Annotated in this window: 24 protein-coding genes and 5 pseudogenes; 17 read left to right on the top strand and 12 right to left on the bottom strand. The window is 55.5% G+C overall.

The window, feature by feature from the left end; genetic code table 11:
* Positions 1 to 338: 338 nt before the first annotated feature.
* The 4 genes and pseudogenes from RBH20_RS18575 (at position 339) to RBH20_RS18560 (ending at position 2533) form a co-directional block, all read left to right on the top strand.
* A pseudogene (locus tag RBH20_RS18575) lies at positions 339 to 980 on the top strand (IS6 family transposase).
* 264 nt (positions 981 to 1244) lie between these two features.
* Positions 1245 to 1391 (top strand): annotated as a pseudogene (locus RBH20_RS18570) (M20/M25/M40 family metallo-hydrolase); the annotation flags it as partial.
* A gap of 329 nt (positions 1392 to 1720) precedes the next feature.
* On the top strand, positions 1721 to 2008 hold the full coding sequence (locus tag RBH20_RS18565; protein WP_306711449.1) for a hypothetical protein: 288 nt from the start codon (positions 1721 to 1723) through the stop codon (positions 2006 to 2008).
* Positions 2009 to 2011: 3 nt separating this feature from the next.
* Positions 2012 to 2533, top strand: a complete 522-nt coding sequence (locus tag RBH20_RS18560) for a metalloregulator ArsR/SmtB family transcription factor (RefSeq protein ID WP_306711447.1) — start codon at positions 2012 to 2014, stop codon at positions 2531 to 2533.
* Here RBH20_RS18560 and RBH20_RS18555 read toward each other — a convergent pair.
* From RBH20_RS18555 to mmsA, 5 genes are all read right to left on the bottom strand, one after another.
* Complete coding sequence (locus tag RBH20_RS18555; protein WP_306711445.1) at positions 2530 to 3072, bottom strand: hypothetical protein; 543 nt, start codon at positions 3070 to 3072, stop codon at positions 2530 to 2532. The two genes, RBH20_RS18560 and RBH20_RS18555, sit on opposite strands and share 4 nt — an antisense overlap.
* Positions 3072 to 3359 carry a hypothetical protein gene (locus RBH20_RS18550; protein WP_306711443.1) on the bottom strand — a complete coding sequence of 96 codons (288 nt, stop codon included), beginning with the start codon at positions 3357 to 3359 and terminating at the stop codon, positions 3072 to 3074. Before RBH20_RS18550 ends, RBH20_RS18555 begins: the two co-directional genes overlap by 1 nt.
* A complete protein-coding gene (locus RBH20_RS18545) occupies positions 3343 to 4212 on the bottom strand; it encodes an FAD:protein FMN transferase (RefSeq protein WP_306711441.1) in 870 nt (289 codons plus the stop codon). Before RBH20_RS18545 ends, RBH20_RS18550 begins: the two co-directional genes overlap by 17 nt.
* 5 nt (positions 4213 to 4217) lie before the next feature.
* On the bottom strand, positions 4218 to 4553 hold the full coding sequence (locus RBH20_RS18540) for a hypothetical protein (protein WP_306711439.1): 336 nt from the start codon (positions 4551 to 4553) through the stop codon (positions 4218 to 4220).
* 538 nt (positions 4554 to 5091) lie between these two features.
* A complete protein-coding gene (gene mmsA, locus RBH20_RS18535) occupies positions 5092 to 6546 on the bottom strand; it encodes a CoA-acylating methylmalonate-semialdehyde dehydrogenase (protein ID WP_306711437.1) in 1455 nt (484 codons plus the stop codon).
* Positions 6547 to 6804: 258 nt separating this feature from the next.
* On the opposite strand from mmsA, the gene RBH20_RS18530 reads away from it, so the two are divergent.
* Positions 6805 to 7638: a plastocyanin/azurin family copper-binding protein gene (locus RBH20_RS18530; RefSeq protein WP_306711435.1), complete on the top strand. Its 834-nt coding sequence runs from the start codon at positions 6805 to 6807 to the stop codon at positions 7636 to 7638.
* Between the two features lie 375 nt (positions 7639 to 8013).
* Here the strand turns inward: RBH20_RS18530 and RBH20_RS18525 are convergent, their stop codons facing one another.
* Positions 8014 to 8658, bottom strand: coding sequence for a hypothetical protein (locus RBH20_RS18525; protein ID WP_306711434.1), 645 nt, complete (start codon positions 8656 to 8658; stop codon positions 8014 to 8016).
* A gap of 131 nt (positions 8659 to 8789) precedes the next feature.
* Positions 8790 to 9424 (bottom strand): annotated as a pseudogene (locus RBH20_RS18520) (IS6 family transposase).
* A gap of 214 nt (positions 9425 to 9638) precedes the next feature.
* Between RBH20_RS18520 and RBH20_RS21375 the strand changes: the two are divergent.
* From RBH20_RS21375 to RBH20_RS18485, 7 genes and pseudogenes are all read left to right on the top strand, one after another.
* Positions 9639 to 9973: pseudogene (locus RBH20_RS21375) on the top strand (thiamine pyrophosphate-binding protein); the annotation flags it as partial.
* 149 nt (positions 9974 to 10122) lie between these two features.
* The gene (locus tag RBH20_RS18510; RefSeq protein ID WP_306711432.1) at positions 10123 to 10923 is read left to right on the top strand and encodes an electron transfer flavoprotein subunit beta/FixA family protein; all 801 of its coding nucleotides are present in this window, start codon (positions 10123 to 10125) and stop codon (positions 10921 to 10923) included.
* Positions 10920 to 11894: an electron transfer flavoprotein subunit alpha/FixB family protein gene (locus RBH20_RS18505; RefSeq protein ID WP_306711430.1), complete on the top strand. Its 975-nt coding sequence runs from the start codon at positions 10920 to 10922 to the stop codon at positions 11892 to 11894. Before RBH20_RS18510 ends, RBH20_RS18505 begins: the two co-directional genes overlap by 4 nt.
* A gap of 209 nt (positions 11895 to 12103) precedes the next feature.
* Positions 12104 to 12325: pseudogene (locus RBH20_RS18500) on the top strand (hypothetical protein); the annotation flags it as partial.
* Positions 12326 to 12571: 246 nt separating this feature from the next.
* Complete coding sequence (locus RBH20_RS18495) at positions 12572 to 13000, top strand: universal stress protein (RefSeq protein WP_306711428.1); 429 nt, start codon at positions 12572 to 12574, stop codon at positions 12998 to 13000.
* Between the two features lie 76 nt (positions 13001 to 13076).
* Entirely contained in the window at positions 13077 to 13640 is a 564-nt protein-coding gene (locus RBH20_RS18490; protein ID WP_306711426.1) for a MaoC family dehydratase N-terminal domain-containing protein, read from the top strand.
* A complete protein-coding gene (locus tag RBH20_RS18485) occupies positions 13637 to 14038 on the top strand; it encodes a MaoC/PaaZ C-terminal domain-containing protein (protein ID WP_306711424.1) in 402 nt (133 codons plus the stop codon). Before RBH20_RS18490 ends, RBH20_RS18485 begins: the two co-directional genes overlap by 4 nt.
* Positions 14039 to 15019: 981 nt before the next feature.
* On the opposite strand, the gene RBH20_RS18480 is transcribed toward RBH20_RS18485, so the two are convergent.
* From RBH20_RS18480 to RBH20_RS18465, 4 genes are all read right to left on the bottom strand, one after another.
* Positions 15020 to 15811: an IclR family transcriptional regulator gene (locus RBH20_RS18480; RefSeq protein ID WP_306711422.1), complete on the bottom strand. Its 792-nt coding sequence runs from the start codon at positions 15809 to 15811 to the stop codon at positions 15020 to 15022.
* A 272-nt stretch (positions 15812 to 16083) separates the two neighbouring features.
* Positions 16084 to 16890, bottom strand: a complete 807-nt coding sequence (locus RBH20_RS18475) for an enoyl-CoA hydratase/isomerase family protein (RefSeq protein WP_306711419.1) — start codon at positions 16888 to 16890, stop codon at positions 16084 to 16086.
* Positions 16887 to 17282 (bottom strand): 3-hydroxyacyl-CoA dehydrogenase NAD-binding domain-containing protein, encoded by a 396-nt coding sequence (locus RBH20_RS18470; protein ID WP_306711417.1) that lies wholly within the window; start codon positions 17280 to 17282, stop codon positions 16887 to 16889. Before RBH20_RS18470 ends, RBH20_RS18475 begins: the two co-directional genes overlap by 4 nt.
* A gap of 155 nt (positions 17283 to 17437) precedes the next feature.
* Entirely contained in the window at positions 17438 to 18616 is a 1179-nt protein-coding gene (locus RBH20_RS18465; RefSeq protein ID WP_306711415.1) for a CaiB/BaiF CoA-transferase family protein, read from the bottom strand.
* 190 nt (positions 18617 to 18806) lie between these two features.
* On the opposite strand from RBH20_RS18465, the gene RBH20_RS18460 reads away from it, so the two are divergent.
* The 5 genes from RBH20_RS18460 (at position 18807) to RBH20_RS18440 (ending at position 24563) form a co-directional block, all read left to right on the top strand.
* Positions 18807 to 19913: a TAXI family TRAP transporter solute-binding subunit gene (locus RBH20_RS18460; protein ID WP_306711413.1), complete on the top strand. Its 1107-nt coding sequence runs from the start codon at positions 18807 to 18809 to the stop codon at positions 19911 to 19913.
* 29 nt (positions 19914 to 19942) lie between these two features.
* Entirely contained in the window at positions 19943 to 21949 is a 2007-nt protein-coding gene (locus RBH20_RS18455; protein ID WP_306711411.1) for a TRAP transporter fused permease subunit, read from the top strand.
* A gap of 75 nt (positions 21950 to 22024) precedes the next feature.
* On the top strand, positions 22025 to 23194 hold the full coding sequence (locus RBH20_RS18450; protein ID WP_306711409.1) for a thiolase domain-containing protein: 1170 nt from the start codon (positions 22025 to 22027) through the stop codon (positions 23192 to 23194).
* Complete coding sequence (locus RBH20_RS18445; RefSeq protein WP_306711407.1) at positions 23191 to 24141, top strand: hypothetical protein; 951 nt, start codon at positions 23191 to 23193, stop codon at positions 24139 to 24141. Before RBH20_RS18450 ends, RBH20_RS18445 begins: the two co-directional genes overlap by 4 nt.
* Positions 24141 to 24563, top strand: coding sequence for a Zn-ribbon domain-containing OB-fold protein (locus tag RBH20_RS18440; RefSeq protein WP_306711405.1), 423 nt, complete (start codon positions 24141 to 24143; stop codon positions 24561 to 24563). The genes RBH20_RS18445 and RBH20_RS18440 overlap by 1 nt, the downstream gene beginning before the upstream one ends.
* Here RBH20_RS18440 and RBH20_RS18435 read toward each other — a convergent pair.
* Positions 24560 to 25036: a CoA-transferase gene (locus tag RBH20_RS18435; RefSeq protein WP_373567986.1), complete on the bottom strand. Its 477-nt coding sequence runs from the start codon at positions 25034 to 25036 to the stop codon at positions 24560 to 24562. The genes RBH20_RS18440 and RBH20_RS18435 overlap by 4 nt on opposite strands.
* Positions 25037 to 25166 lie beyond the last annotated feature (130 nt).

Genomic DNA, 25166 nt, shown 5'->3' with positions numbered 1-25166 from the left:
GTATACTTAAGCCATGGTGGTACCGTCAGGTCGATTCCGTCAGATAACCAAGGTCACCAGCAGCAACAGGCACAGACTAGCGGCGGGATTTTTCCGGGCCGTCGCTGCGGTGGCCAGTAGGTGTAGTGTCCCGACTGCCGTCGACCATAGTCAGCGTTGGCGTGTGTACAGAAACACTACTATATCGATCGGCAGGCTTTCGACCCGCTTCCGTGTGGTGAGCAGTGACTGTTGTGATTAGCCGGCTGCCGCTGGGTGGCTGTGTCCGACTTGAACGTTTGCAACCGTGGGTTCAGATAGAGATTGAAGAGTGAGGCGTAGCGTTTTCTGAGTGCTCTATGCCCGAAAACGCTAGCTACAGCAGTAGCATCGCCCAAATCGACTTAGATTTTGTGGAGCGAGAAGCGACACCGCGACTGCTGATGAAGCTGAGTAGTCAGTTGCATCCACGCTTAGCCGGACTATCACTTTCGAATACTGTTTCTATTCTTGAGGGATTCGGCGTCCAACGCGCTCGTTCGGCTGTGCATAATTGGGTTCACAAGGCTGATTTACAGCCCGAAGACGGCCGGTCACAGGATCACGTTGTGGTTGATGAGACCGTGATCTAACTCAATGATGAACAGTGCTGGCTGTACGCCGCTGTCGATTCACAAACAAATGAATTGCTTCATACAAAGCTTAGACCGACCACTCTGAAGGTTCTCTCTCAGTCCAGTCTCACCGAACTCAGCGAGAAATACGACATTGACGACACCGTGTTTCTCGTCGATGGCTCCAAATCGTTACAGGCTGCGTGTCACCGATACGGAGTGGATTTCAGATACGAAAAACATGGAAACCGGAACGCTGCGGAACGTGTCTTTAGAGAGGTAAAACGGCGAACTATCTGTTTCCCAAACTGTTTCAGCAACGCTGAAGCAGAAACGGTTGACGATTGGCTTTGGTCGTTCAGCCTCGCGTGGAACCAGCTAATCTGAACACGAGGGTCTAAACTATCCATAGTACAGTAGTCCTCCTCCAACTGGTAACAAATTCATTGATATCAGGTACCGCTTGGGGCTACATGGGATGCTGTCCGAAGCTGGTAGACAATAGCATCGTCCCGAGTACTCTCACAGCCAGGCAAGCCGTCTGAGCGATGCCATATTTCCAGACGGCGTCCATCTCCCAGTTAGATTGACGAATATGCCCCGCAGAACGCCTGAAGTCTCCGTCAGCCGGAATCAAAACGAGGTGCTTTTGATAGTAAACTGTACGGGCAGGGCGCCTGCGGCATGAAGGGTGGACTCGCGGCCGTGATGGTCGCGTTTAATCGGCTCGCCGACCGTGACCTTGCCGGCGACGTCCTGCTCACGGCCGTCGTTGACGAGGAGGGACCCATGGCCCTGTCGGAGCTGTTCGGTGGTCCACCCACCACGGTTGAGACGGACCTGACCGTCGGCATCTGTTCCCCTGAGGAGGCCCGCCACTGCGCCGCCCACCCGCCTCTCGCTCGCCGCCAGCCTATTTGCCGTCGGGTTCGCTGCTGCCGGAACACTCCGGCCCAGCACGGCGCTCGGCGTCGTCGGTGTCACTGCCGGCGTCCTCGCTGCGGACGACGCTCCTATTTGATTGGATTCGACGGTTGAACGCCAACCGTTTTCACCGATACCATCATCCGTTGACCTGTACCGACCGCCGAGCACGTCGCACCGGCCGTATGCACAGACAGTAACGTATGCCACTCGCTCAACTCCTCGAACAATACATCAGTCTCGGTATCTTCGTCCTTGCAGGGGGACTCAGCCTCCTCAGCCTCCTCGCGTGGCAACGGGAACGCGATAATCGGATGCGAATCGTCACACTCGGATACACGATGTTCGCCGTCTACGGACTCATCGTGTTTCTTGAGTACCCGCTGCTCCCGTATATCCCGTATGCGACGCTCGAATTGGTCGAACACGGGAGTGCAATCTTGATTCTCGGTGGCCTCCTGACGTTCTTCGTCGCCCTCATGCGAGACTGAGCAATGTCGGAACCGGACCTCGAACTAGACTCTCGGCGGGCGATCTACCAGCGAGTAGCTGACACGCCGGGCGTTCACTTTCGCGCGCTCCTCAACGATCTTGAGTACGCGCAGGGAACGCTCCAGTATCACCTCCGCTGGCTCGCTGACGAAGGGCTGATCGATGTCTCGGACGACGGCAAGTACACGCGGTACTACCCCGCTGCCGAGTTCGACGAAGGCGACCAGGCAGTGATGAACGCGTTGCGACGGGAGTACAGTCGCCGCATCCTCGCGCACCTTCTTGCGGACGGCCCGCTCTCGACAACTGAGCTCAGCGACCGCCTGGACAAGGCGCAATCGACCATCTCGTGGCATCTGTCGAAGCTCTCTGAGGCTGACCTCGTCACGAAAGAGCGCGACGGTCGCAGCGTCGTCTACGAGGTCAGCGATCCTGACCAGGTCAAATACCTTTATACGATTCATCAACGCTCGTTCACCGACAAGGTCGTCGACCGGATCCTTGGCCTCTGGGACGGCTACTAAGTCGAGATCGTGTTCGATGAACTTTTGCGAAGCATCAGCAGGCGCAACAGGAGCACGTACACGAGAAACGCAACTGAGGGGCCCAGCAGGGGGCGGATCAGACCAGTCAAATCAGTCCCGATCGCTGCCGCGTGAACCGTCCCGAAAGTGAACCCGGCGTACGCGAACGAGTGGACGACACGTGGCCCCCATGGTTGCTGGAAACGTTTCGCGTCAGTAAAGCCAAGCACCGCAACGACGAGCATGAGCAGTGCACCGCCGCCGACGGTGATCCCTCCAAAGAAATACGGCATCGAGTATGCCGGCGCTGGAACCTGACCGCTGACGACGAACCACGCGTCAAGGATACCAAGCCCCGCGTGGAGTAGCGTAACGATCATCGCAAGCACAGAGAGTTCGATGTGTATGCGTTGGGCGGCCTCATGGAGCACGCCGAACGACTCTGTGTTGTAGAGGGCACCGGTGAGTACCGCCAGGTACAGCACCGGATATGCGACGAGCGCGGCACCCCGGTCAAGGAGCCAGACAAACTGCGACATTACGATGCCCCTGTCGTCTCGACGACATCTGGGCACCCGTCTGAGTCCTGAAACCCGTTCGTTGATTCCGGGCGGGTCGGACACTGGTCGGTGGAGTCGTTGATGCCATCCCCGTCGTAATCCGCCGGTGCCTGTCGCTCCGAAACGGTCTGAGCGACGAGGTCGCTTTGCTTCTCTTCGGTCGCTTGGGTGGCACGAACGCCGCTGATTTGCCAAAGGGCCGGAACGGCCACGACTAGCACGACGATTGCGATAATAGTGATTCGCTGTTTATGTGTCCCTGACATGTGTCTCAAACCCGTCTGTCGTGTGGAAGATGCCATCGTGAATAATCAGCGCCTCCATCCCATCCCATTCGGTGGCTAATACATGTGCCTCATCAAGTGGGAGTGCGGCCAACGTCGTCGCTAGGGCATCAGCTTCCATACAGTCCCGACGCGCGACGACGGTAACGGACTCGTGGCGCGAGCCGAGCGACTCGGTAGTCGAGTCATATATGTGGTCCGTGCCGTTTCGTGAACGTCGGTATCCGCCGGATGTCGCGACGTGCCAGTCCGTCTCCAGAATCTTCAGCGGTGTGTCGTCGCCGTACGGGCTCTCAATTGCGACCGGGCCGGTCGGCGGAGACATATCTCCCCCGCCGCTGACGAACCCACGTCGACCGAGACCTGCGAGTGTCTTGCTAGCACAATCGACAATATATCCCTTCGCGAGACCATTGAGGTCAAGTTCGACATCAGCAGCGACCTGAGAGCCGCTAACGCGGACTGTTCCAGCGTCAAATTCTGTGGGGGGTGTTTCACTGTCGCCACCCAGGAACGTTTTGAGTTCCTGCTCAATGCGGCCCTGATGGATATCAAACACTCCATCGGTCCGATCCTTGTATTCGAGTCCACGGCGAACGATACGGGCAATGTGCTCATTCACGACCTCTCCTCCGCGGTTAAGTTTGCTGACGGCACTCGCTTCATCAAAGGCGTTCAGCTGAGCTTCGAGTGACTCGGCCGTGTCTCGCGCCGCGGTCACCGCAGCGCCGGCCCGGACACCCGTCGCCTGGACTCGAAACGTCGTATCACAGCAATCGAACTCGCGGCGACTGTCTCCGAACCGTGTAGTGAGCGATGCGAGCGATTCCATCATCTTGGTCACTCATCCTCTTCGTGTTCTTCGTCCTCGTCTTCCGCTTCGTATTCTTCCTCGTGGTCTTCGTCGTCCTCGTCTCCGTCATACTCCTCGTGCTCTTCCTCCTCGTAGCCGGATTGTGTCTGGACTGCTGGCGTGAACTCCTGATTGGGCGTTGGGGTATCGGCAGCAACCTGTTGAGAAGCGTCCGACGCGGACGTTCCAGACGAGTCAGATTGCCCACCAGTTTGCCCGAAGCCGACGCCGGGCATTGCAAGGCCACCAGCCACGATGGCTGTGAGGAGGGCACTTGCCAGCGTGAAGGCGACGAGTTTGTTATTGGGGACTGGAATGCGCATGATCAGTTGCACCCCGTTCTAGAATCACTACCCTCGACGTGTCGGTCGTTGTTTCCTGCCATTGCAAATCTGAGGTGAAGACCGGCTTAGTAAGCCGTTCGCGTCTAACCCTCGAATCTTCGTACAGCTATCGAATCTATTCAACATGGAATGATCGCAGCCGAGATTCACAGACCAGAGACTGCGATTCAATTCGCTGAGTGGCAACACTATCGAGAAGCTCGGGAAAACGTTGATATAGTTGTTCGATTGACACAAAGGGGCGAATGAAAGATCGTCTGAAACGCATCGACTGAGTTTCTGTTCACTGGTCTGGCTGATACCACGAATCATAGGCTCGCTAAACCTGCTATAGCATCAACTTCCAATCATGCGTAGTGGTTGAGACTAGCTCTCTCAATGTATCAAGTCTTGGACTCTATCGGAGCGGGGTCAAGCCCTCTCTCGAAACAGTTGTAACCTTCAGATCAAATCTTCGTCGAAGCAGGTAACATATTCTTCCCCCGCGAGACAGAGGCGGCCGCGATCGGTCTGCGATTTAGGCTGAGGGCCAGCGCTCGATATAAATCGTCTCGTCAGTGTAAAACCGAATCATATCATCGGCCTGTGCGTGGAGGTCACCGAAGAACGAAGCCTTCCGCCCACCGAAGTGGAAGAACGCCATTGGAGCGGCGGTACCGGCGTTCACCGCCAGATTCCCTGCCTCCGCATCCTGGCGGAAGGTTCTGGCTTCCGCGCCCCGTTCGGTGAAGAGACTCGCGGCATTACCGAACTCGCTGCGGTTTAGTCGCGCGATGGCGTTCTCGAAGGTTTCGTAGCTGGCAAGTGCAATGACTGGGCCGAATACCTCCTCACGCGAGATAGCGAACTCCTCCTCGACATCGCCGAAAACTGTCGGGCCCAGGAAATTGCCGTTGGGATACCCATCGACGGATACGTCACGACCATCGCGAAGCAGGGTCGCACCGTCATCAATTGCGCTGTCGATGAACTCCCGAACGGAGGACTCGTGTTCGGGCGTAATGAGGGCACCCATGTCCACGTCGTCAAGACCATAACCGACTGTCATCTCGTCGGCCTGCGTGGTAAGTTCCTCGGCGAATTCCTCGTAGACTGACTCGTGGACGAGGACAACATCGTTGGCCAGACAGCGCTCACCGGCACAGGCACACGCCGACGAGAGCGTCTTTTCGGCCGCGAACTCAATGTCAGCGCTGTCAGAGACGATAACATGATTCTTCGCACCGCCTTGTGCTTGGACGCGCTTGCCGGCGGCGGCGGCCGTCTCGTAGATGTGCTTGGCTACCGGTGTCGATCCCACAAAGGAGACGCCTGCGACGCCCTTGTGGGTGATGAGATTGTTCACCGTATCGACGCTGCCGTTGACCAGATTGACGACGCCGTCGGGGAAGCCGGCCTCGTCAAGGAGTTCGAACATACGCTGGATGACAAGTGGATCCCGCTCAGACGGTTTGAGGATGAACGTGTTGCCCGTCGCAACTGCGTACGGGAGAAACCACAATGGGATCATTCCGGGGAAATTGAACGGTGTGATGGCGACGAATGTTCCGAGCGGCTTTCGCACAGCAGTCTCGTCGATATCGGGAGCAGCGTTCGGTAAGTGGCCTCCCTGCATCATCGAGGGGACGCCACAGGCGACTTCGACGTTCTCGATGCCCCGCCGGAGTTCGCCCATCGCCTCCTGCTTCGTTTTCCCGTGTTCAGTGACAAGAATCTCCGCGAGTTCCTCCTGATGATTTTCCAGCAGTCGTTTGAAACGGAAGAGCGGCTGAATTCGCTCCTCGACCGCTCTGTTCTGCCAAGACTCGAACGCCTCGGTGCCGGCGGCGACAGCGCGATCCACATCAGCATCGCTGCTGTAGGTCAGTTCGGCCAGAGTGTCACTTGTCGCAGGGTTGACGATGGGTTCGCCGTCGCCGCCGGTGGTGTCGACCCACTCGCCGCCGACGTAGTTTCGGATCTGCCGTGTCATACCTCACAGTTTTTTACCATATTACTTCAACATCGGTGTTGCGTCAGACATAAATTAACAAACCATCTACACTTCAGTTTAAAAAGGCAATTCGGTATCTAGTTTCAATTGCGATATATAAATTTGAAACGATCAGCATAGGTTTTATTTTACACAGTTGTCAACCAGAAATCCATGCCCTAAGACCTCTCTTTGACTCAGTTCTCATAGCAATCATCTACCCAATAAGTATTGCATTGTGGGGTGCAAAAGAACGTAATGGCGAAGTGGACACGACGGTCGCTACTCCAAGGTATTGCCATGGCTGGACTCACCAGCGTCGCAGGCTGCTCTACATCTATCCCTGGGGTGCCACCACCAAAACCCCGGATTGATGTCCAGTCCAACGGGTTCAACCCTGGTCGGCTTGTCATCAACCCTGGTGAGACAGTCACATGGTGGGATATCGAGAGTCTCAAGCATACCGTTACTGCCTACGAAAAACGAATCCCCGGAGAGGCGGACTACTTCGCGAGCGGTGGGTTTGACTCCGAAATCGCTGCTCGGTCCGAACAGACGGATCCCGGACTGCTTAGTCCGGGCGACAGGTTTGCGCACCAGTTTACCGTCCCTGGACACTATCACTACTGTTGTCTTCCACATGAGGATTTTGAGACGATGGCCGGAAAAGTCGTGGTTCGGACGTCGGCAGGCGAAATTCCACCACCTCCCAAAGTCGTCGAGCCCGATACCGACCACGTCATCCAGATGGGCCTGATGAGATACTACCCGGAGTCACTGACAGTTCAACCAGGTGACAGCGTCGGGTGGGTGAACGGGACGGGGATCGCTCACTCCGTGACCGGCGAGGATGGCGGACAGGCGATTCCCGAGGGTGATGATAGGGTGTTCCCGGAGAACGGTGAGTACTTTGCAAGTGGAGGGTTTGCTTCGGCAGAGGCTGCGGTTGAGGACTGGGGAACAGCGCGAAAGGGCGATATACTTCCAGAAGGGCCATTCATTCATACGTTTGAGGAACCGGGTACGTATCCGTATCTGTGCCTCCTACATTCTCTTAATATGGTAGGGACTGTGACCGTACGCGAAATGTGAGCTACCTGCTTTAGAAACCTCGACGTTCAGGGCAACCTGATGTACTCTCGGGAAACGGAGATGGCTGCGTCGGACTGGCTGATACGAACAATAGACAGACTATGGCTGATGCTGTAACCACATCTTGTATTTAGCACAATCGGATCCGACCTATTTAGGTTATATGAGGAACCGAGTGCTGAATATGAAACGTTCTTCAACAGAGTGAGAAGCACGGGGAACGGATAATCAAGCGGTTATAGCGGTCAAATAGTCAATAACAGCATTCCACGCCGCTATATCTGAGTACATTGATGAACTCCTCAGTGGAGACATTGAACCGAGTCATTCTGCCGTATTTCAGTCACAGATGGTGAACCGAGGCTGCGCTCCGTCTCAACCAAATTCGAATGTGCCAGAACCCGATGCAGTTACTGTTTCGCCAAACGTTCCGGGTTCGGATGCCTGAACCGAAAACGAACAGTGTAACTTTGACGGGAGAGACTGAGCGTCCCGAATGCCGACGGGGAATTTGATTGTCCCACCTGTATCGATTTTATTCATCTCAATCACGAGCTTCCGATGTGTCGTTCCAGCTTGAATACGCTGATAGGAGGTGTTGAAGCTGTCACTCTGCGTTGGTGGGCTCACCAAGTAAGTGATCTGGACGTGCTGGTCGGAATAGGTACTCGGGGTGTCGAACGCCACCGTGAACTGGTCCAGCTCGTAAGACGATGACGGATCACTGCTCGCGTTGAAGCCGAACCCTCTCGCCGGCATCGATTCTTCCGAGTCGAATTGTGGTTCCCTGTGGATTTCGACGTACCCGATACTCTCTGCGTCGGATTGGTCCGGGAAGTCCCACGACAGTTCGTCTGCTGAGTTTTCGTGCACAGCGGTCTCAAGTGTTCGTGGCCCGGTTCCCAGCAGCCCGTTACAGCCAGAAAGGGCAGCAGCGGCAACCGCTCCTCCTGCAGCTAGGAACTGTCGGCGCGTTCGGTTCCCCTGATTGTCTTGTGGAGGACGCGGGGATGCAGGCATGACCTCGCACAGGCCGGGGGTCGACAGCAGTTGAGACTGGTCATCTCAATGCATATGGCGTGAGCAGGTCAGGGTGATCTCAAAGAGACTAGGGTGGATCAACTGTTCAGTAGGTGTGCTTACCACTGTGTTCAGATAAGCTGATTCCATGCGAACCTGAATGACCTCATCCAATCGTCGGCTGATCCTGCTTCGGCGTTGCTGAAACAGTTTGAAAAACATACGGTTCGGCCTCTTATTTCTCTGAATACACGTTTGAAGGCGTTCCGATTTCCATGTTTTTTCGCATCTGAAATCGAAGCCATGCCGATGACACACAGCCTGCAACGATCTCGAGCCATCGACGAGAAGCACGGCGTCATCGACGTCGTGTTTCGCACTGAGTTCGGTGAGAAACGAATGAGACAGAACCTCGTTTTAGTCGGTTTGAGCCCCGTATGGGGCAACTTGTTCGTTTCTGGATCGAAGCTGCGTACAGCCAATATTTCTCATCATTGAGTTGGATCACAGTTTTGTCAACCGCAACGTGATTCGGAGACTGTCCATCTTCGGGCTGTAAATTTGCTTTGTGCACCCAGTTATGGACAGTTGACCGAGCGCGTTTGACACCAAAAACATCAAAAACTGAAACAGTATTCGAGAGTGATAGTACAGCCAGATATAACTGAATACTCAGATTCATCAGCATCTGCGGTGTCGCTTCTCGCTCCACAAAATCTAAGTCAAATTGGTCGAGACTACCGCTGAGGCGTACGTTTTCGGGCATGAATCACGCAGAAAACGCTACGCCCCACTCTTCAACCCTTATCTGAACACTACGGTGCTCACTCACGATATGATCAACTTTAGGGATCGACTGGGTGTCAGTAATATCTACCACAGAACTGAACTTGAATACCCGCAAACCTCCGAAAACAGAGGGGTTGTATGACCGTTGGTGATGAGGTAGTCAGCGCCTTTCAGCAGAAGGCGTAGAAACTATCTTCGGCATCCCATGCAGGCAGACACTCCCGCTGAATAAGGCCATGAATGAATTTGGAATTGAGGTAGGTATGCCCGTCACGAGACTGCGGTTTCTCATAATGCCTGGGGATATGCCGAGTCAGGTGGTGAAGTTGCAGGTACGATTGTCATCCCTAGTCCAGGCGACATGAATGTAATGAATGGTCTAAAGGATGCATTAAGTGACTGTCCCCCGTTAATTCATATTGCCCTCGAAACCGAACCATCGGTCCGTGGTGGTGACGGAATTCATGAAACACCACCAGCGACCTATGATAACGTGGTGAAGGAGAGCTCCCTCGTTGAGGTTCCAACTGGCCCAACGGAAACCCAGGCTAGCGAGTGGATGACGCAACCCCAGAAACAGTCAAGTAAATACCATTCCCTTCGATACACACTGGGTGTCGCTCTCTCCTCTATTTAATGATAAAACTTAACAATACAGGATATTTCTGCTGTGACATGAAGATCCTTGTCACTGTCAAGGAGGTTGCGACCGTCGAGGACGACTTCGAAATTTCCGGCACGGAGATCGAGGAGACCTACCTCAACTACGACCTCAACGAGTGGGACGACTACGCCGTCGAGGAGGGCGTCCAGCTCGCGGAAGCGAGCGACGACGTCGAAGTCGTCGCGGTCACCATCGGACCCAAGCGCAGCGAGGAGACGATTCGGATGGCGCTCGCGAAGGGCGCGGACCGCGCGGTCCGGGTCTGGGACGACGCCATCAACGATGTTGACCTGCTCGACGTCGAGACAAAGGCCAAACTGCTCGCCGCCGTCGTCGAGGATGAGGACCCGGATGTCGTGCTCTCGGGTGTCCAAGCGAACGACGACAGCTTCGGCGCGACTGGCATCGCGCTCGCGGAAACACTTGGCTACGAGTGGGCGGCCGTTGTGAACGCCCTTGACACCGAGAAAGTGCTGGAGGAGGGCGTGGCGTCCGTCCGCCGTGAACTCGAAGGCGGCATCGAGGAACTCACCGACGTCGAGCTCCCTGCCGTGCTCGCCATCCAGACGGGCATCAACGAGCCGCGGTACGCGAGCCTGCGCGGCATCCGGCAGGCCCAGTCGAAGGAAACCGACGTCCAGAGCCTTGAGGACCTCGGGCTCGGCGCCGACGACGTCACGAGCGACCTCGACGTCACGGCGATGTACGAGCCGGAGACCGAGAGCGACGCCCAGTACCTTGAGGGCGACGCGGGCGAGCAGGCGTCCGCACTGGCTGATGTACTCCGCGAGAAGGGGGTGGTCGGCGAATGAGCGACGTACTCGTCGTCGCCGACCACCGCCGCGGCGACCTGCGGGACGTCAGCTTCGAGTCGCTAACCGCGGGCCGCGAGCTCGCGGACGCTACGGGCGGCGACCTCCATGCGGCCGTCATTTCCGGGGGTGTCGAGGAGTTCGCCGAGTCGCTGAACCGCGAGGGTGTCGACCGGATTCACACGGTTGAGTACGGCGAGGAGTTCAACCACGACGTCTACACGCAGGCGGCCGTCGCGCTTGCCGAAGAGCTCGACCCTGAGGTCGTCGTGACGCCGAACAGCGTCAATGGCCTCGACTACGCGCCCGCGGTCGCGATTCGACTTGGGCGCCCGTACGTTTCCGACGCTACCGGCCTCGACTACGCCGACGGCACCCTCGAAGTCACACGCGAGATGTACGGCTCAAAGGTCGAGACCACCGTCGACGTCGCGGAGGGGCCGTTCGTGGTGACTGTCCGCGGCGGCGAGTGGCCGCCCACTGCGGGCTCCGGTGACGCCGAAATCTCGGCGTTCGACGTGGATGTCGACGAGGACGCGATCCGGTCAACGGTAAAGGGCTTCGAGGAGGTTGGCGGCGGCGACGTCGATATCGCCGAAGCGGAGTTCCTCGTCTCCATCGGCCGCGGCATCGAGGAGGAGGAGAACCTCGCACTCGTCGAGGAACTCGTCGAGGTCACCGGCGCGACGCTCTCGTCCTCACGCCCCATCGTGGACAACGGTTGGCTGCCAAAGAACCGGCAGGTCGGCCAGTCCGGCAAGCAGGTCACGCCGGACGTCTACCTCGCCATCGGCATCTCCGGCGCCGTCCAGCACGTCGCCGGGATGAAAAGCGCGGATACCATCATTGCGGTGAACACGGATCCGAATGCGCCCATCTTCGACATCGCAGACTACGGCGTCGTCGGCGACCTCTTCGACGTCATGCCCAGACTCATCGAGGAGTTCGGCGGGGAACCACCGGGCGTCTGAGGTAGTACCTCGGGACAAAGCGCGAATTTTTATGTCAAACCATTCAAAACTCAGTAGCGCCGACTGAGATAATATCGTCTCAGTCTCTCTGAGTGGTCGCCTAGAGTTGAGATATGCCCTTGTACAGGTTAGCGCAAGCCAAGGCCGAAACGCGGTCCACGTTCTGGCGCATCGGCCACGCCGGCGAGGAGGGCCTCTTCGAGATGGTCGCTGAAGAAAACATCGAGGCGTTAGAGGACACGGACGCGGGACCGGACATCGACCGCTTGGTCGCCTGCCCGATGTGCATGACGATGTACGAGGACGGCCGGAAGACCGGCGGCTACGAGGACGACATCGAAATCACGGACGCCACCGAACCGCTCGTCGAAGCCATCGAGGCGAAAGCGACAGAGACGAATACCGGAGAGATGGCATGGTCTTTCCCGTGATGAGGGGTTGCTGTGTAGTTGGGGATTTCTGGACTTAGTCGAATTCGGCTCCCAAGACAGAGATTCCATGTGGTCGACGAGAGAAAAGCAAGTGGTCCCGAACACGAGAGGGTAAACTGGTTGAGCCGCATTGGACTTTTTTGAGCGCTGCTAGCCCAAACGTAGCCGGTCCCGCCTTGATCCTCGGTAACCATGACCCGTCTGGTAGGGCAAATTTTTATCAGAACTTGTGTACGAATTTGTGATGTGTACCGAGTGCTACTTCCGGTAGGAGAGAGCGAGCAACGAGCGATGAAAGCGGCGGAGGCCGCTTCGAGCCTTCCGAGTGCCGAGGAAGCGGTCGATGTTGTTATTCTGAACGTCTTCGAAGAGTTCGACGTCACGGGTGAGGCTGGGCAGGTCAAGTCCGAGGACGTGTGGGATAAATCCGAATATCCGGATAGCGTTGCGGCCGTTGAGAGCTACCTGGATTCGCGCGTTGCGGCGGTGTCGAAGCGACGTGAACATGGCGACATCACGAAGCAGATAATAGCTATTGCTGACGAGACTGGCGCTGACAGTATTGTGATGGGCGGTCGCAAGCGGAGTCCGACGGGGAAGGTCTTGTTCGGGAGCACGACGCAGTCAGTGATGCTCTCAGCGAAGTGTCCGGTAATGGTTTCGTCCAGCGAGTAGTTCGAGTGTCAGTCTGTCCGGCCGTGCGCTGTTCTGGTTTTCTACGTATATCGATGGCTGGAAATGAGATCCCTGCATGAACAATTATGATTTGAATCAGGCGTTTTTTGTTGCGATACACAAGAAGACGACTGTGCCATCGAAACCCCTCGAAGCGTTGAGAGAGACTATCGGTGAGACGAATCGAACGGTCGAAGACTTTGAAGTTGAGCGCGGGAAGGTTGCAGAGTTCGCGCGTGCGATACACGACACGGCAGAGATTTACTTCAACGAGGCCGCCGCACACGAAGCGGGCTACGAAACGATTCCTGCGCCACCTACGTTTCCCCGGACATCGTACTTCTCTCGGTATCGTCCCGAGGGCATCGATTATAGCCTCGGATTTGATCTCGGATTTGACCGCGCCCGCGTGGTTCATGGTGAACAAAAGTACAAGTACAATCGACCACTCTACGTAGGCGATGTTCTTGTCGGGGATACTACTATGGAAGAGATCTACCAGCGGGAAGGCCGCAATGGTGGGACCATGACGTTTGCCGTCCTACGTACAGATTTCAGGGATAAAGATGGTGAACATGTACTGTCAGCGTATAATACTCGCATCGAGACAGGGGGAGCAATTGCAGGTGAGTCAGAGTGACTGACGAGTTTACGGTAGGCGATTTGTTCGAGCATACCGTCACGGACGTGGGCCGGGCGGATTTTGTGAAGTACGCTGGAGCGAGTGGCGACTTTAACCCGATCCACTACGACGAACCACACGCGAAGCAAGCGGGCTACGACGCTGTGTTTGGACAGGGCATGTTTTCGGCAGGGATCGCATCACGCTCCGTCCGCGAAGCTCTCGGTCTCCAGCATCTCGACGAATACCGGACACGATTCAACGCTCAGGTCTGGCCTGGAGATACTCTCTCTACCACAGTTGAGGTAACAGCAGTAGATGAGACAGATGAAGGAACGCATGTCGAAGTAGATGTCACGGTCATAAATCAAGACGGTGAAACAGTGGTTACGGGGAGTGCTGTTGCCTCCCTGTGACATCCTCGCGCCGTGAGCGGCGCGGCTTTTCGACATAGGAATACTGGTTAACGACCGATAGCTCGTTCCAATCAGCTCTGGACAGGAAGACCGCTTGTTACTAAGGCAGGGTGTCAGTGAGAATTTGGAGGCGCTCTGAATCTCGAAAGAGAACTGAACTAGTGTATTTGGAACCGCATTATTGTTGTATGGTACCAAGAAAAGCTGTTGTTTCTTAATAGGAAACGGCTTGTCGGACGATTTAGACATGGTCCATTCGATGAATCGCAAATACAGAACAATATATCCATGGGGGTAAAGACGAGTCAAGCATTTCGTCTACAAATTCGAGTGGTGTCCAAGACGTAACGACGGACGATTATTGTTATGGCATATGTTTTTTCCCAGCTTCTACTAAGTAAAATATCATCGGGTAGAACTTACTACATATCTATGAATCAGTTCATCGGCTATTTTATTACAAACATAGTGCTGTAATTCTACCGGTGTGACAGCAATCACCATGGTTCCATTACAAACATAGTACTGTAATTCTACCAGTGTAACAGCAACCATCAGGGCCTTATTACAAACATGTCATCGAAATCCCTCTGAGAGGATAAGGCGTAGCGAAGAGCGGACTACCGGTTCGCCAACCCAGATGGAAAACGGCATCTAAGAAGGCAATCTGTGTCTTATTGCTGAGATAGCTCGATATTAATAAACACTCACTCACTAAAACTCCGAATAATGTTCAGAAAGTGTATATTCCTCACAGACACTATGTGATTGTCTGTTTCCTAACTAGAAACAGGGCTGGACTGTCCATTACGGCTGCGATTGTCGCGATTGCGTCGGCCTGTGGACCGTACGTCAAACGCGTTTGAGAACCGTGCAACGCTGTATTCTCCACATTACCACACTAAGCTCGCTTGTTGAGAAAGGCAGCGTAGTATCTCAATGCAATTAAATCCGATACCCGAAGATAGGCCCGCTTTGGCACTATGAGTGGGCGATAGTGAGCTCTATCTCATTGACGAGGCTCAAAAGAAGATTAGGATACTCGTCATCCATCGGCGACCCGCGCATTCGGTGGTTCGGACCCGAAACGACGATTGCACCGAGTACTGTTCCATCGGGCTTAGTCATAGGTGCAGCGACAGCATAGAGCCCTTCAGTGCTTTCTCCGACGCTATAGGCGACACCGCGTTCCCGAATGGTTTCGAGTTCTTCGACCAGCGCATCACGGTCTGTGATCGTGGCTTCAGTCGCACGAGGAAGGCCGTGACGGCCGATTATTTCGTCAACACGCTCAATCGAGAGCTGTGATAGAATTGCTTTCCCAGACGCGGTTTGGTGTAAGTACATCTGTGTGCCTGGCCGCGTTCGTGAGGGGACTCCATTGGCCCCTGCTTCTCGATAAAGAACGACTGATTTGCCATGCTGTTCAGTCATACACTGTGCCACCTCCCCTGTTTCAACGGCGAGTTCTCGTACCTTCGTCTTGATAATGTTTGTACTCGGGAACTGATCTCGGACATAGCCCCCAAGATCCAGAAACTGAAGGGCCAACTGGTATCGGTCACCTTCCTTGACAACGTATCCATGTGCTGCCAAGGTCGTGAGATGCTTGTAGACCGCACTCTTCGACAGCCCTGTTTCTGCCGCAATTTCGGTGACTCGACCACCATCATTCTCCTTCAGCGCATCAATAACTGTAAACGCAGTTCCTAAACTCTTGATCGGGGCATCAATCTCGCCGCCCTCCGTCCGGTCTGGTGTATCGTTGCTCACACCTTAGCAGTAGTCTGCAGTCATGTGAGTGTTTCCTATTCAGAAACACCTGCCCAGACTGTCTACCTGTAACCCCCCTATCAGCTGTCTAAAATCAAACCAATTGTAGCGACGATGCCTCATATCAAAGAACCATCCGTAGTGTGTTGGCTCGTGTACTCAACTGAATTCAGTGCTACTACCTCTTAGTCGCCGCTAGCTGTCAGAGAGCGGGCTGTTTAAGACCCAATACGGTGAAACATGCGTATCACACCGCATCAGTTCCAGCGTAGCTACTCGCCGGTAAACTCGGGGTCTCGGTCCTCGTAGAACGCTTCAATCCCTTCCCGCATATCCTTAGTGGCGAACAAAGAGGTGAACAACTCCAATTCGTAGTCCAATCCTGCATCTAAATTCATCTCCGCACTCGCAGAGAGGGCACGCTTACCGTGTTCAAGTGCTTTCGGACTCTTTTCTGCGATAGTCCTCGCGAGTTCCGAGAGACGCGCTTCAAACTCGCCCTCAGGATGCGTTTCCTCAACGAGACCAATCTCTTCTGCTTCCGTAGCGTCTACCAGCTCTCCAGACAGTATAAGCTTCATCGCCTGCCCCATTCCAACCACTTGTGGCAGTCTTTGGGTACCGCCACCGCCTGGAATAAGACCAAGGCCAATTTCAGGCTGGCCAAGCTTTGCTCCCTCCTTGGCGACGCGAATATCACAGGCCAACGAGAGTTCACACCCCCCACCAAGTGCGTGCCCGTTGATCGCAGCGATAACGGGGAGTGGGAAGTCTGCAACACGCTCGTAAATCCGTGGCTGGGTGCTCGCTTCCCGCTGGTCGAACTGATCGCGGTCCCGGAATTCGCTAATGTCCGCACCCGCCACGAATGCACCTCCGTCGTCGTCGCCTGTAATCACTAGCACTCGGACGTCCCTCTCAGTCTCCTCCAATGCGTCGATCGCCATCTTAACCTCCGAGCGAACCGTCCCATTTAGCGCGTTCCGCGCGTTTGGCCGGCTAATCGTAAGCGTAGCGACGTGTTTAGCGATCGTACCGAACTCAACAGCCACCGTTTCGTACTCGTCAAACTCGCTCATCGGTAATCCTCCTCAGCAGGCCGGACAGCTGCACCGCCCTCCCAGACGTAGATCCCCTCCCCAGATTTCTTTCCAGATTTGCCGGCACGAACCTTTCGACGGGGAATCTGGGATGGGCGGAACCGCTCACCGAACTCCTCAGTCAAGTATTCTGCAATGTCTAGAACTTCGAAGTCTGCGGGACCCTCGATGTTCTCTAAGGTAGTTTTGCGCTCTTCCTCTGAACATTTTCCTCGTTCGACGCCTTCTGTGAGGTTGTTCCCAATAGAATCAAGCCCATTCTGTACACGCTGTTGATCCACGTCGTTCAACGTTACATCATGGCCAGGACCGGCCGGAACTTGCGCGAGACCGTGACTCATGTTCCCTGCACTAATAACTGTGCTACGCATGGATTTAGGAGAATTTGGGAAACAAATAAACGTTACGCTCATTCGCCATCTGACGGCGACGGATCAAATAGTGGCGTCCCAATGACACTAGGAATCGTGTAATGACCTGCTCGAGACCGTTCCTGTTGAGAGTTGTCGCTGGATATTTTACCTGCTCAGACGATTTCATCGCTTTGGAACCGAGAGATTTCCTCATCGCTGTATCCTAACTCTGCAAGTATTTCGTCGGTATGTTCTCCGAGCATCGGGGGGGCCTGACTCGTGTCTGTTTCGAGACCCTCAAAATTCACAGGGTTACCAGGCGATTGAAAGGTTCCAAGGTCAGGGTGTTCCATTTCCGTAATCATGTCGGTGGCCTCAATATGGGGGTCGTTGACGATGTCCTCGACGGTATTCAGGGGTGTCGAGGGAACCCCTTCGGCGTTAAGGCGATCCATCCATTCTTCAGTCGTTCGCTGGGCAAAAATTTCATCGAGAGCTTGGTCGAGTTCAGCCCGATTTGAGACGCGGTCGGTGAATGTGGCGTATTCCTTACGGTCCAGCCATTCCTCGCGGTCGATTGCGTGGCAGAAGGGCTCCCAGTGTCCCTCGCTGATGACGCCGACAACGAGGAACCCGTCTGCTGTCTCAAACGCTTGGTACGGCATCAAGTTTGGATGGCGAGTCCCCATCCGCTGAGGATTCTCCCCGGTGGCGAAGAGGGTTGTGACGTGATAGAGCAGAAACTGGAAACTCGAGTCAAGCATCGCCAACTGGATGTGTTCTCCTTCCCCGGTACGCTCACGGTGGTAGAGAGCAGTCGTAATCGCATACAGAGAAGTCATTGCCCCCGCGATATCTGATACTGAGATGCCCACGCGAGCGGGCTGGTTGTCGGTTCCAGTGACGCTCATAATACCGGATCGACCCTGCAGCACAATGTCAAACGCTTTCTGCTCGCTGTACGGACTGTCTTCGCCGTAGCCGGATACATCACAGTAGATAATCTCGTCGTTTAGTTCAGCGACGGTATCGTAGTCCGCATTGAACTTCTCGGCGTCTCCTGGACTGAAATTCTGTATGAATACGTCTGCTTTTTCGAGCAGTTCGTGGAGAATATCCTGCCCTTGGTCACTAGTCAAGTCGAGGGTGAGGCTTCGCTTGTTCCGATTAAGACTAACAAAGTAGGCCGACAGCTCGTTGTATTCGGGCGTGAATGAACGCGTCAGGTCGCCGTGGGTTGGATGTTCAATCTTGAGGACCTCGGCACCGAGATCACCGAGCGTCTGGGTGGCGAACGGTCCAACCAAGGCTTGTGTCGCATCAACGACAGTAATGCCCTCTAATGGCTGCATACTTGTGCGTAATTGCCGTTCTTCTTAGTCGTTACGACGGGTGCTATCTAACGTACCGAATTTGCGGGATAATGAACGCGTGCGCTCGAATGATGCACTGACCACCTTCTCTGGAATTCCCAGCCTCAACCGAAGAAGAAGCCAACCGGTGGACCAAACCTTTATGTTAATCATTGATGTGATGGTATGTATGCCCCCTGTTAGTAGACGGAATATGCTGAAGGCCACGGGCGGTTTAACAACATTCGCACTGGCCGGTTGCCTCGGAAACGGAGATAGCAGTGGCGACAGTGACGGCAATGGCGGCGACAGCAACGGCGGCGGAGGCGGGACAACCTCCATCGGGGTCGGAATTCCGAGCGCCACTACCACGAGCGGTTCCGCAAGTAACTCTCTCCAACGTGTTATTGAGGGCGTCTCAGGTGAAACCGAACCAGCCGGTGAAATCCGGTGGAATAATCAAGAGACCGGTGGGGACCCCCCGAGTCTTCGACAGTACAATCAGGGGAACGTACAAGCAATGACCAGCGGGAACTTCGTCATCGCGTCAGCGTTGCAGGACGCACCGCCTTTCTCGGAGCGTCCGGTAGAAGAAATCCCACATCAGCTGTTCTCCCTCGCAACGCTCCATATGCACATCCTCGCAATCGATGGGTCGGGAATAGAGACAACTGATGACCTCGTCGGGAAGAATCTCTGGCCACTTCCCCCCCAGTGGGGGCTTCGCTCGCAGGCAGAAGTAGTGCTTCAGAATGCCGGCCTCTGGAGTGAACTCCAAGATTCCGGCTCCATCGTCAACGCTGACACAGGGCAGGTCGCCGGTCGAATCGAGGAGGGAAGCGCCGACGCATTAATCAGCTATGGATCCGGATTCGCTAATCTCCCCGGCTGGGCAACTGAAGTCGACGCTAGGGCGGCTCTTCATCCCGTCGAGTGGACCGACTCATTCATTGAAGGTGCCAATTCAACCCGTGGCACCACTCACAGCGAAATCGAGGCCTACGGCTGGGAAAATCAGGACTTCAACGGAGACAACTTGGATGTCTACGGTGCCGACTTCCAGTTCTTCCTGAGTCCGTCGATTTCGCGAGACGTCGGCTACGAACTCGCGCGCATTAGCCACGAGAACACTGGATCCATCCAAGACGGACAGCCCGCATACCGTGACCACAGCGACCCGGAGACCATGGCTTCGCTTTTCCTCGAAGATCACCCGGTCCACGCAGGTCCGTATGACTTCCTTGAAGAGCAGGGCGTCGACATGAGCGCCTACACGCGTGGCGAAGTTCAGGGTTAAACTCCTCGACAAAATGTCCATAGCTTATAATGAGTCACAGAGAAAGTGAACCATCCGTATGGTCGCCGCTAGGGTTTGAGCGCAGGCATCTGCTAAACAACCTCCTCACAGCGGTTTCCCTGCTTTTCTGGGCGCGGATCATCTTATACGCCTGGAACCAAGAAGTACCTCGAGCGAAGTTTGCTGCCGTATTCCTCGGTGGCGGAATGCTGATTTACGTTGTTGAACAACTGCGTGACTTAGAGGCGGGAAGCCTACTTGAACGGCTCTGGCTATGGTTTTGTACAGCGATGAGCATTATCGGTCCCGGGTATGTGTGGTGGCACTACCAGGTACTGGAGACCCGTCGTATCGGGTATGCACTGCCACGAGAGTACGCCCTCGGTGCAGTGTTTTCGATAGTCGTGCTCTATTTGACCTATCGAGCGTTCGGTACAGCCTTCGTTGGCGTCGTCATCGCGACGATCGGTTACGCCTACTTCGGCTACGCAATCCCAGGAATATTCGGCCACAGTGGGATTGGAGAGCGCCAGATAATCAATCTACTAACGATGGAGTTCGACGGGTTCTTCGGGTCAATCACACAAACAGTCGCTGTCAAGGTCTCGATGTTCCTGCTGTATGCAGGCCTGATGCGCGGATACGGCGCGTTTGATCTGATCATGAAACTCTCATTTCGGACGGCGAAGTACCTGCAGTCTGGGGTCGCCCAATCGGCTGTTTTGTCAAGTCTCATCGTCGGATCAATTAACGGTGCACAGACAGCGAATGCTGCAATGACGGGCTCGTTCACCATTCCACTGATGAAGGAAAGTGGAATGAAAAGCGAAACTTCGGGTGGTATTGAAGCCGTTGCGTCATCTGGTGGACAAATTATGCCGCCGGTGATGGGCGCGGCGGCCTTCGTGATGGCGTCACTTGTTCCCTCCGTTGGGTACGTAGATGTCCTCGTCGCTGGAATTGTGCCCGCGCTTGTCTTCTACATCTCAGTCGCTATCGGTGTGCACTACATGGCGATCAAACAGCTCCCGCAGGATGGGATCAATCTCGAGAAGCGTATCGAGGAGGTCGCGGACGGGTATCATCCAGTAATTGAAGCGCTGCGCTTCGGTGTTCCATTTGCTGTGCTGCTTTACACTCTCGGTATTGCGCAGTGGACGGTTATTTCATCCGCGCTGTACACGTGCGTAGCGATGGTTCTGACAGGCTCTGGTCTTCCCATTCTTCTAAGCTTCGCACAGAACGGACTCAGCCCTGTCGAGACCGTTACAGATGCATTTAGCAGCACAGTCTCTGGGTTCAAGTTCGGTGCAATCGCGATTGCACCAATCACGGTTATCATCGCAGCAGTCAACGGCATTGTCGACTTGCTGAACGCAACTGGGATGCCGGGAAAACTGTCGATTGCACTGGTCAGTATCGCGGGTGGTGTTATGCTGTTCACTGTTATTCTGGCGATGATCATCTGCCTGATACTGGGACTAGGTATGCCGACAGTCGCAGCGTATACGATCGTTGCACTACTTATCGCCCCAACGATAATCACCAACTTCGCCGTACCGACGCTGGCCGCACACTTTTTTGTCTTCTATGCAGCAATCCTCTCAGGAATCACGCCACCAATAGCAATCGCGGTAGTTGTTACCGCTGGAATCGCGGAGGCAGACTTCTGGCGGACAGCTCTGGAAGCGCTCAAGCTCGGACTGCCCCTGTTTGTTCTCCCGTTCACGTTTATCTACAATTCTGAGATTGTAACCGGCGGATTCGGTCCTATGACTGCTGGCTCCGGACTTATCGTCTTGCTCGGTGCAGTCACGATTACTCACGGTCTGAACTGTGCACCGAAGCCGTTCGCTATCCCGTCGCCGTTCAGTTACGGTGTCCGAGCTATATTCGTGCTATTAGGCACGCTTGCGATGGTCTGGCCGGGGACGGCGCCGCGTATCGGTGTCGTTGTTGTCTCGGTGCTGCTCATCGTCGCACAGACTCATCTCCCCCGATTCCGATCCGTCGATTCCGTCTCGAGAAGCGGCTAAATCGAGAGTCATTTTCCTCAGTGGCTTCGATTTCCGACGATAAATTATTTACATAACGACTACATCCATTCCGGTATGCGAGATGTGTACGTAGTGGGGGCTGCCCAATCAAAATTCGGCACCTTTCCCAACGAATCTTATCGCTCGCTGTTCAGCTCAGCGTTCGAAAGTGCCGTCGAAAGCGTTGATGGCGATTTCGACCGCACCGAAGTAGATGAGGCATTTATTGGGACACTTGGCGTCGGCGGTCGTCAACTCGGACTTTCTGGCCCAGCTGTCACCGAGTACGTCGGACTTGACGGGACACCCTGTACCCGTGTCGAAAACGCTTGTGCAGCGAGCGGCGTTGCACTCCGCCAGGCGCTCACGTCTATCCGAGCCGGCGTTTCCGACATCGCAGTCGCAGGCGGAGTTGAAATCATGACTGACATGAGTGGCGAACAAACTCGCTACTGGCTTGGGGTTTCCGGAGAGACAGAATGGGAACGAATGGCCGGCACGACCTTCGCGGGGGTATATGCACAAATGGCGTCGGCACACATGGACGAGTATGGGACAACTCGTGAGCACCTCTCTCGGGTTGCTGCGAAAAACCACGGGAATGGCGCAAAGAATCCCCACGCACACCTTGGGTTCGATTGCTCGCTAGAAGACGCGATGGAAGCATCGACGATAGCTGATCCGCTGAATCTTTACGATTGTTGTCCGACATCAGATGGTGCGAGTGTTGCCATACTAGCATCCCGTGAAGCGGCAGAGAAGCTAACTAATTCTCCGGTCCGGCTCACTGGAAGCGGACAGGCCAGTGGAGCCGTCGGTCTGTTCCAACGTCCGACCATCACTGGTATTCCAGCTACGGAGGATGCAGCAGAACAGGCTTACGAGGAAGCAGGCGTCAGTCCTGAAGAAATTGATTTCGCGGAAGTTCATGACTGCTTCTCCATCGCTGAACTGATAGCCTACGAAGACTTAGGTTTCTGCGAGAAGGGAGAGGCTGGCCGGTACATCGCGTCCGGAGCGACTGAACCGGATGGTGAACGGCCAGTCAACCTATCCGGCGGGCTGAAATCCAAGGGCCATCCGATCGGCGCGACCGGGATCGGACAGTGCGCGGAAGTGTTCAAGCAGTTACGGGGTGAAGCCGGTGATCGGCAGGTTAACGGCCTCGAGCGAGGACTCTCGCATAACGTCGGAGGGTCAGGTGGCGCTGTCGCTGTTCATATCTACGAGGAGGGATGGGCATGAGTGCCATCGAAAGCGCCGGGACGTACGTTCCACGATATCGGATTACTGCCGACACCATCGCCGAAGCATGGGGCGGCTTCCAGGCTCGGGGTGTGGATGAGAAACGTGTGGCAGCCGGCGACGAGGACGCAGTAACCATGGCAATCGAAGCGGCAAAAGACGCGCTCGCTTCGTCAATCCACGGACGCGAGGACATCGAAACATTGGCGCTTGGCACGACCACGCCACCAGTAGAGGAAGGTGACATCGGAGTCCAAGTCGCTGAGATTCTCGGACTGGATAGCACAACCGAAGTGGTGGTTCATAGTCAGTCTACACGGGCAGGAACACGCGCACTGGTTACTGCACTCCGTGCGGACACACCTAGTCTGGTCGTTGCCGCCGACTATCCGCTGGGCGAGCCTGACGACGCTGTCGACCACGCAGCAGGTGCAGGTGCCGTAGCGTTCCTTATCGGAGACGACGGCGCGAACGTAGTCGAGACAGCGACATACACAAGCGAGTATCCTGGGACGCGGTTCCGGCGACGCGGAGCCGAAACGACTGAAAAGTATGATGCTACCGCTTACGAGCGCGATGCGTACACCACGGTAATCGGCGGCGCAGTCGAGAAATTGGCGGAACCACCGGCTGCGATTGCGCCAGCAGCACCCGATGGTTCTCTCCCTAATCGTGCAGCGAGCGTTGCTGACGGCGCTACTGTCTACCAGTATGCCGACAAGCTCGGCGATACCGGCGCGGCGAGTCCACTATTTGGCCTGATCTCAGCCTGGGAGAACAACGCGAGTCCCGTGACTGTCATCGGTTTCGGCGACGGCGCTGGGGCTGACGCCGTCACAATTGAGGGATCGCTGTCAGTCGAAATTGATCGGTCGGCGACTGATATCTCGTACGCGGAGTACCTTCGGAAACGTGGGCATATTCTCCCTGACGGAGGTGCTGAGTGATGGGAGCGTATATCAGCGTCCCGACGTGGTGGCAGAATCTCGACAGTCGCTATCGGTTGACGATTGGTGAGTGCGGAGAATGCGGTGCGACAAAGTTCCCGCCTGAAGGTGCCTGTATCAACTGTGCTGCCCCTGGCAGCGCGCTGGAACCGGCCGAACCGGAGGGAACTGGAGAAATCGTCGCTCACACAGTTATCGAGGGAGGACCACCGCCAGAGTTTTCGGAGCTAATTAACACCGAGGATGCCATCGGTGCGGTCCTTATCGAACTCGATGAGGGCGCACGCGTCCCTGGGATGCTTACCGACTGTGACCCGCACGAATGCGGTCGCGGCGACCGCGTGGAGGCGACGGTTCGACGCATCTACGATCAGGAAGGTATCGTCCGCTACGGTGCGAAGTTCCGACCGAAAACCGACTAGAGGTAGACCCCGTCTGGGTCCAACTCCTTGAGAATCAGTCGGAGTTCATCGTCAGTTGGCGGTTCCGTTTCGCCAACATCGTCCGCAAATTTGATCTCCCAGCCAGTCGCCTCCCGCACATCCTCTCGTCCAACGCCGGGATGAATCGATTCAACAACCATCTCCTCGTTTTGGAAGCCCATCACGGCCATATCCGTAATGACTGTTGTGAACCCTTCCGCTCGAAGACCATGCTTCTCACGGGCTCCCTCGCTGTCGATAAAGCCAGGGCTTGTGGCGAAGTCGGTTTTCTCATGGAAACGCTGGCGTTGGTAGGATGTGGTGATGGTGGTTCGTTCGACGTTGCCCGCGATTTCGCAGGCCCCGCCGCTCCCGGGAAGGCGAACGTCCGGGACGTCATAATCGCCGATGACAGTGGAGTTGCTGTCTCCGTCCCTGTCGACCTGTGCATCACTGAGAAATCTGGCATCAATCGGCCTGCTTGTAGGTAGTAATTGAAGCCGCCGTGTGGGGACTCGATGGATGCCGCACCTGAGGCCAGCACAGGGTCACCGATAGAGAGTGGGAAGCTGGAAGGGTTGGAGTCGATTGTTCCTGACTCGT

The organism is Haloarcula sp. H-GB4 (assembly GCF_030848575.1).
Lineage (GTDB): Archaea > Halobacteriota > Halobacteria > Halobacteriales > Haloarculaceae > Haloarcula.
This window is presented reverse-complemented; position numbering and strand designations above follow the sequence as displayed.

What these genes read in the sequence shown, in the direction of transcription:
- RBH20_RS18565 (WP_306711449.1), top strand. Translation starts at nt 1,721, where the DNA reads ATGCCACTCGCTCAACTCCTCGAACAATACATCAGTCTCGGTATCTTC.
- RBH20_RS18540 (WP_306711439.1), bottom strand. Translation starts at nt 4,553, where the DNA reads ATGCGCATTCCAGTCCCCAATAACAAACTCGTCGCCTTCACGCTGGCA.
- RBH20_RS18445 (WP_306711407.1), top strand. Translation starts at nt 23,191, where the DNA reads ATGAGTGCCATCGAAAGCGCCGGGACGTACGTTCCACGATATCGGATT.
- RBH20_RS18450 (WP_306711409.1), top strand. Translation starts at nt 22,025, where the DNA reads ATGCGAGATGTGTACGTAGTGGGGGCTGCCCAATCAAAATTCGGCACC.
- RBH20_RS18545 (WP_306711441.1), bottom strand. Translation starts at nt 4,212, where the DNA reads ATGATGGAATCGCTCGCATCGCTCACTACACGGTTCGGAGACAGTCGC.
- RBH20_RS18530 (WP_306711435.1), top strand. Translation starts at nt 6,805, where the DNA reads ATGGCGAAGTGGACACGACGGTCGCTACTCCAAGGTATTGCCATGGCT.
- RBH20_RS18470 (WP_306711417.1), bottom strand. Translation starts at nt 17,282, where the DNA reads ATGCGTAGCACAGTTATTAGTGCAGGGAACATGAGTCACGGTCTCGCG.
- RBH20_RS18440 (WP_306711405.1), top strand. Translation starts at nt 24,141, where the DNA reads ATGGGAGCGTATATCAGCGTCCCGACGTGGTGGCAGAATCTCGACAGT.
- RBH20_RS18550 (WP_306711443.1), bottom strand. Translation starts at nt 3,359, where the DNA reads ATGTCAGGGACACATAAACAGCGAATCACTATTATCGCAATCGTCGTG.
- RBH20_RS18460 (WP_306711413.1), top strand. Translation starts at nt 18,807, where the DNA reads ATGCCCCCTGTTAGTAGACGGAATATGCTGAAGGCCACGGGCGGTTTA.
- RBH20_RS18525 (WP_306711434.1), bottom strand. Translation starts at nt 8,658, where the DNA reads ATGCCTGCATCCCCGCGTCCTCCACAAGACAATCAGGGGAACCGAACG.
- RBH20_RS18490 (WP_306711426.1), top strand. Translation starts at nt 13,077, where the DNA reads ATGAACAATTATGATTTGAATCAGGCGTTTTTTGTTGCGATACACAAG.
- RBH20_RS18560 (WP_306711447.1), top strand. Translation starts at nt 2,012, where the DNA reads ATGTCGGAACCGGACCTCGAACTAGACTCTCGGCGGGCGATCTACCAG.
- RBH20_RS18465 (WP_306711415.1), bottom strand. Translation starts at nt 18,616, where the DNA reads ATGCAGCCATTAGAGGGCATTACTGTCGTTGATGCGACACAAGCCTTG.
- RBH20_RS18505 (WP_306711430.1), top strand. Translation starts at nt 10,920, where the DNA reads ATGAGCGACGTACTCGTCGTCGCCGACCACCGCCGCGGCGACCTGCGG.
- mmsA (WP_306711437.1), bottom strand. Translation starts at nt 6,546, where the DNA reads ATGACACGGCAGATCCGAAACTACGTCGGCGGCGAGTGGGTCGACACC.
- RBH20_RS18510 (WP_306711432.1), top strand. Translation starts at nt 10,123, where the DNA reads ATGAAGATCCTTGTCACTGTCAAGGAGGTTGCGACCGTCGAGGACGAC.
- RBH20_RS18455 (WP_306711411.1), top strand. Translation starts at nt 19,943, where the DNA reads ATGAGTCACAGAGAAAGTGAACCATCCGTATGGTCGCCGCTAGGGTTT.
- RBH20_RS18475 (WP_306711419.1), bottom strand. Translation starts at nt 16,890, where the DNA reads ATGAGCGAGTTTGACGAGTACGAAACGGTGGCTGTTGAGTTCGGTACG.
- RBH20_RS18555 (WP_306711445.1), bottom strand. Translation starts at nt 3,072, where the DNA reads ATGTCGCAGTTTGTCTGGCTCCTTGACCGGGGTGCCGCGCTCGTCGCA.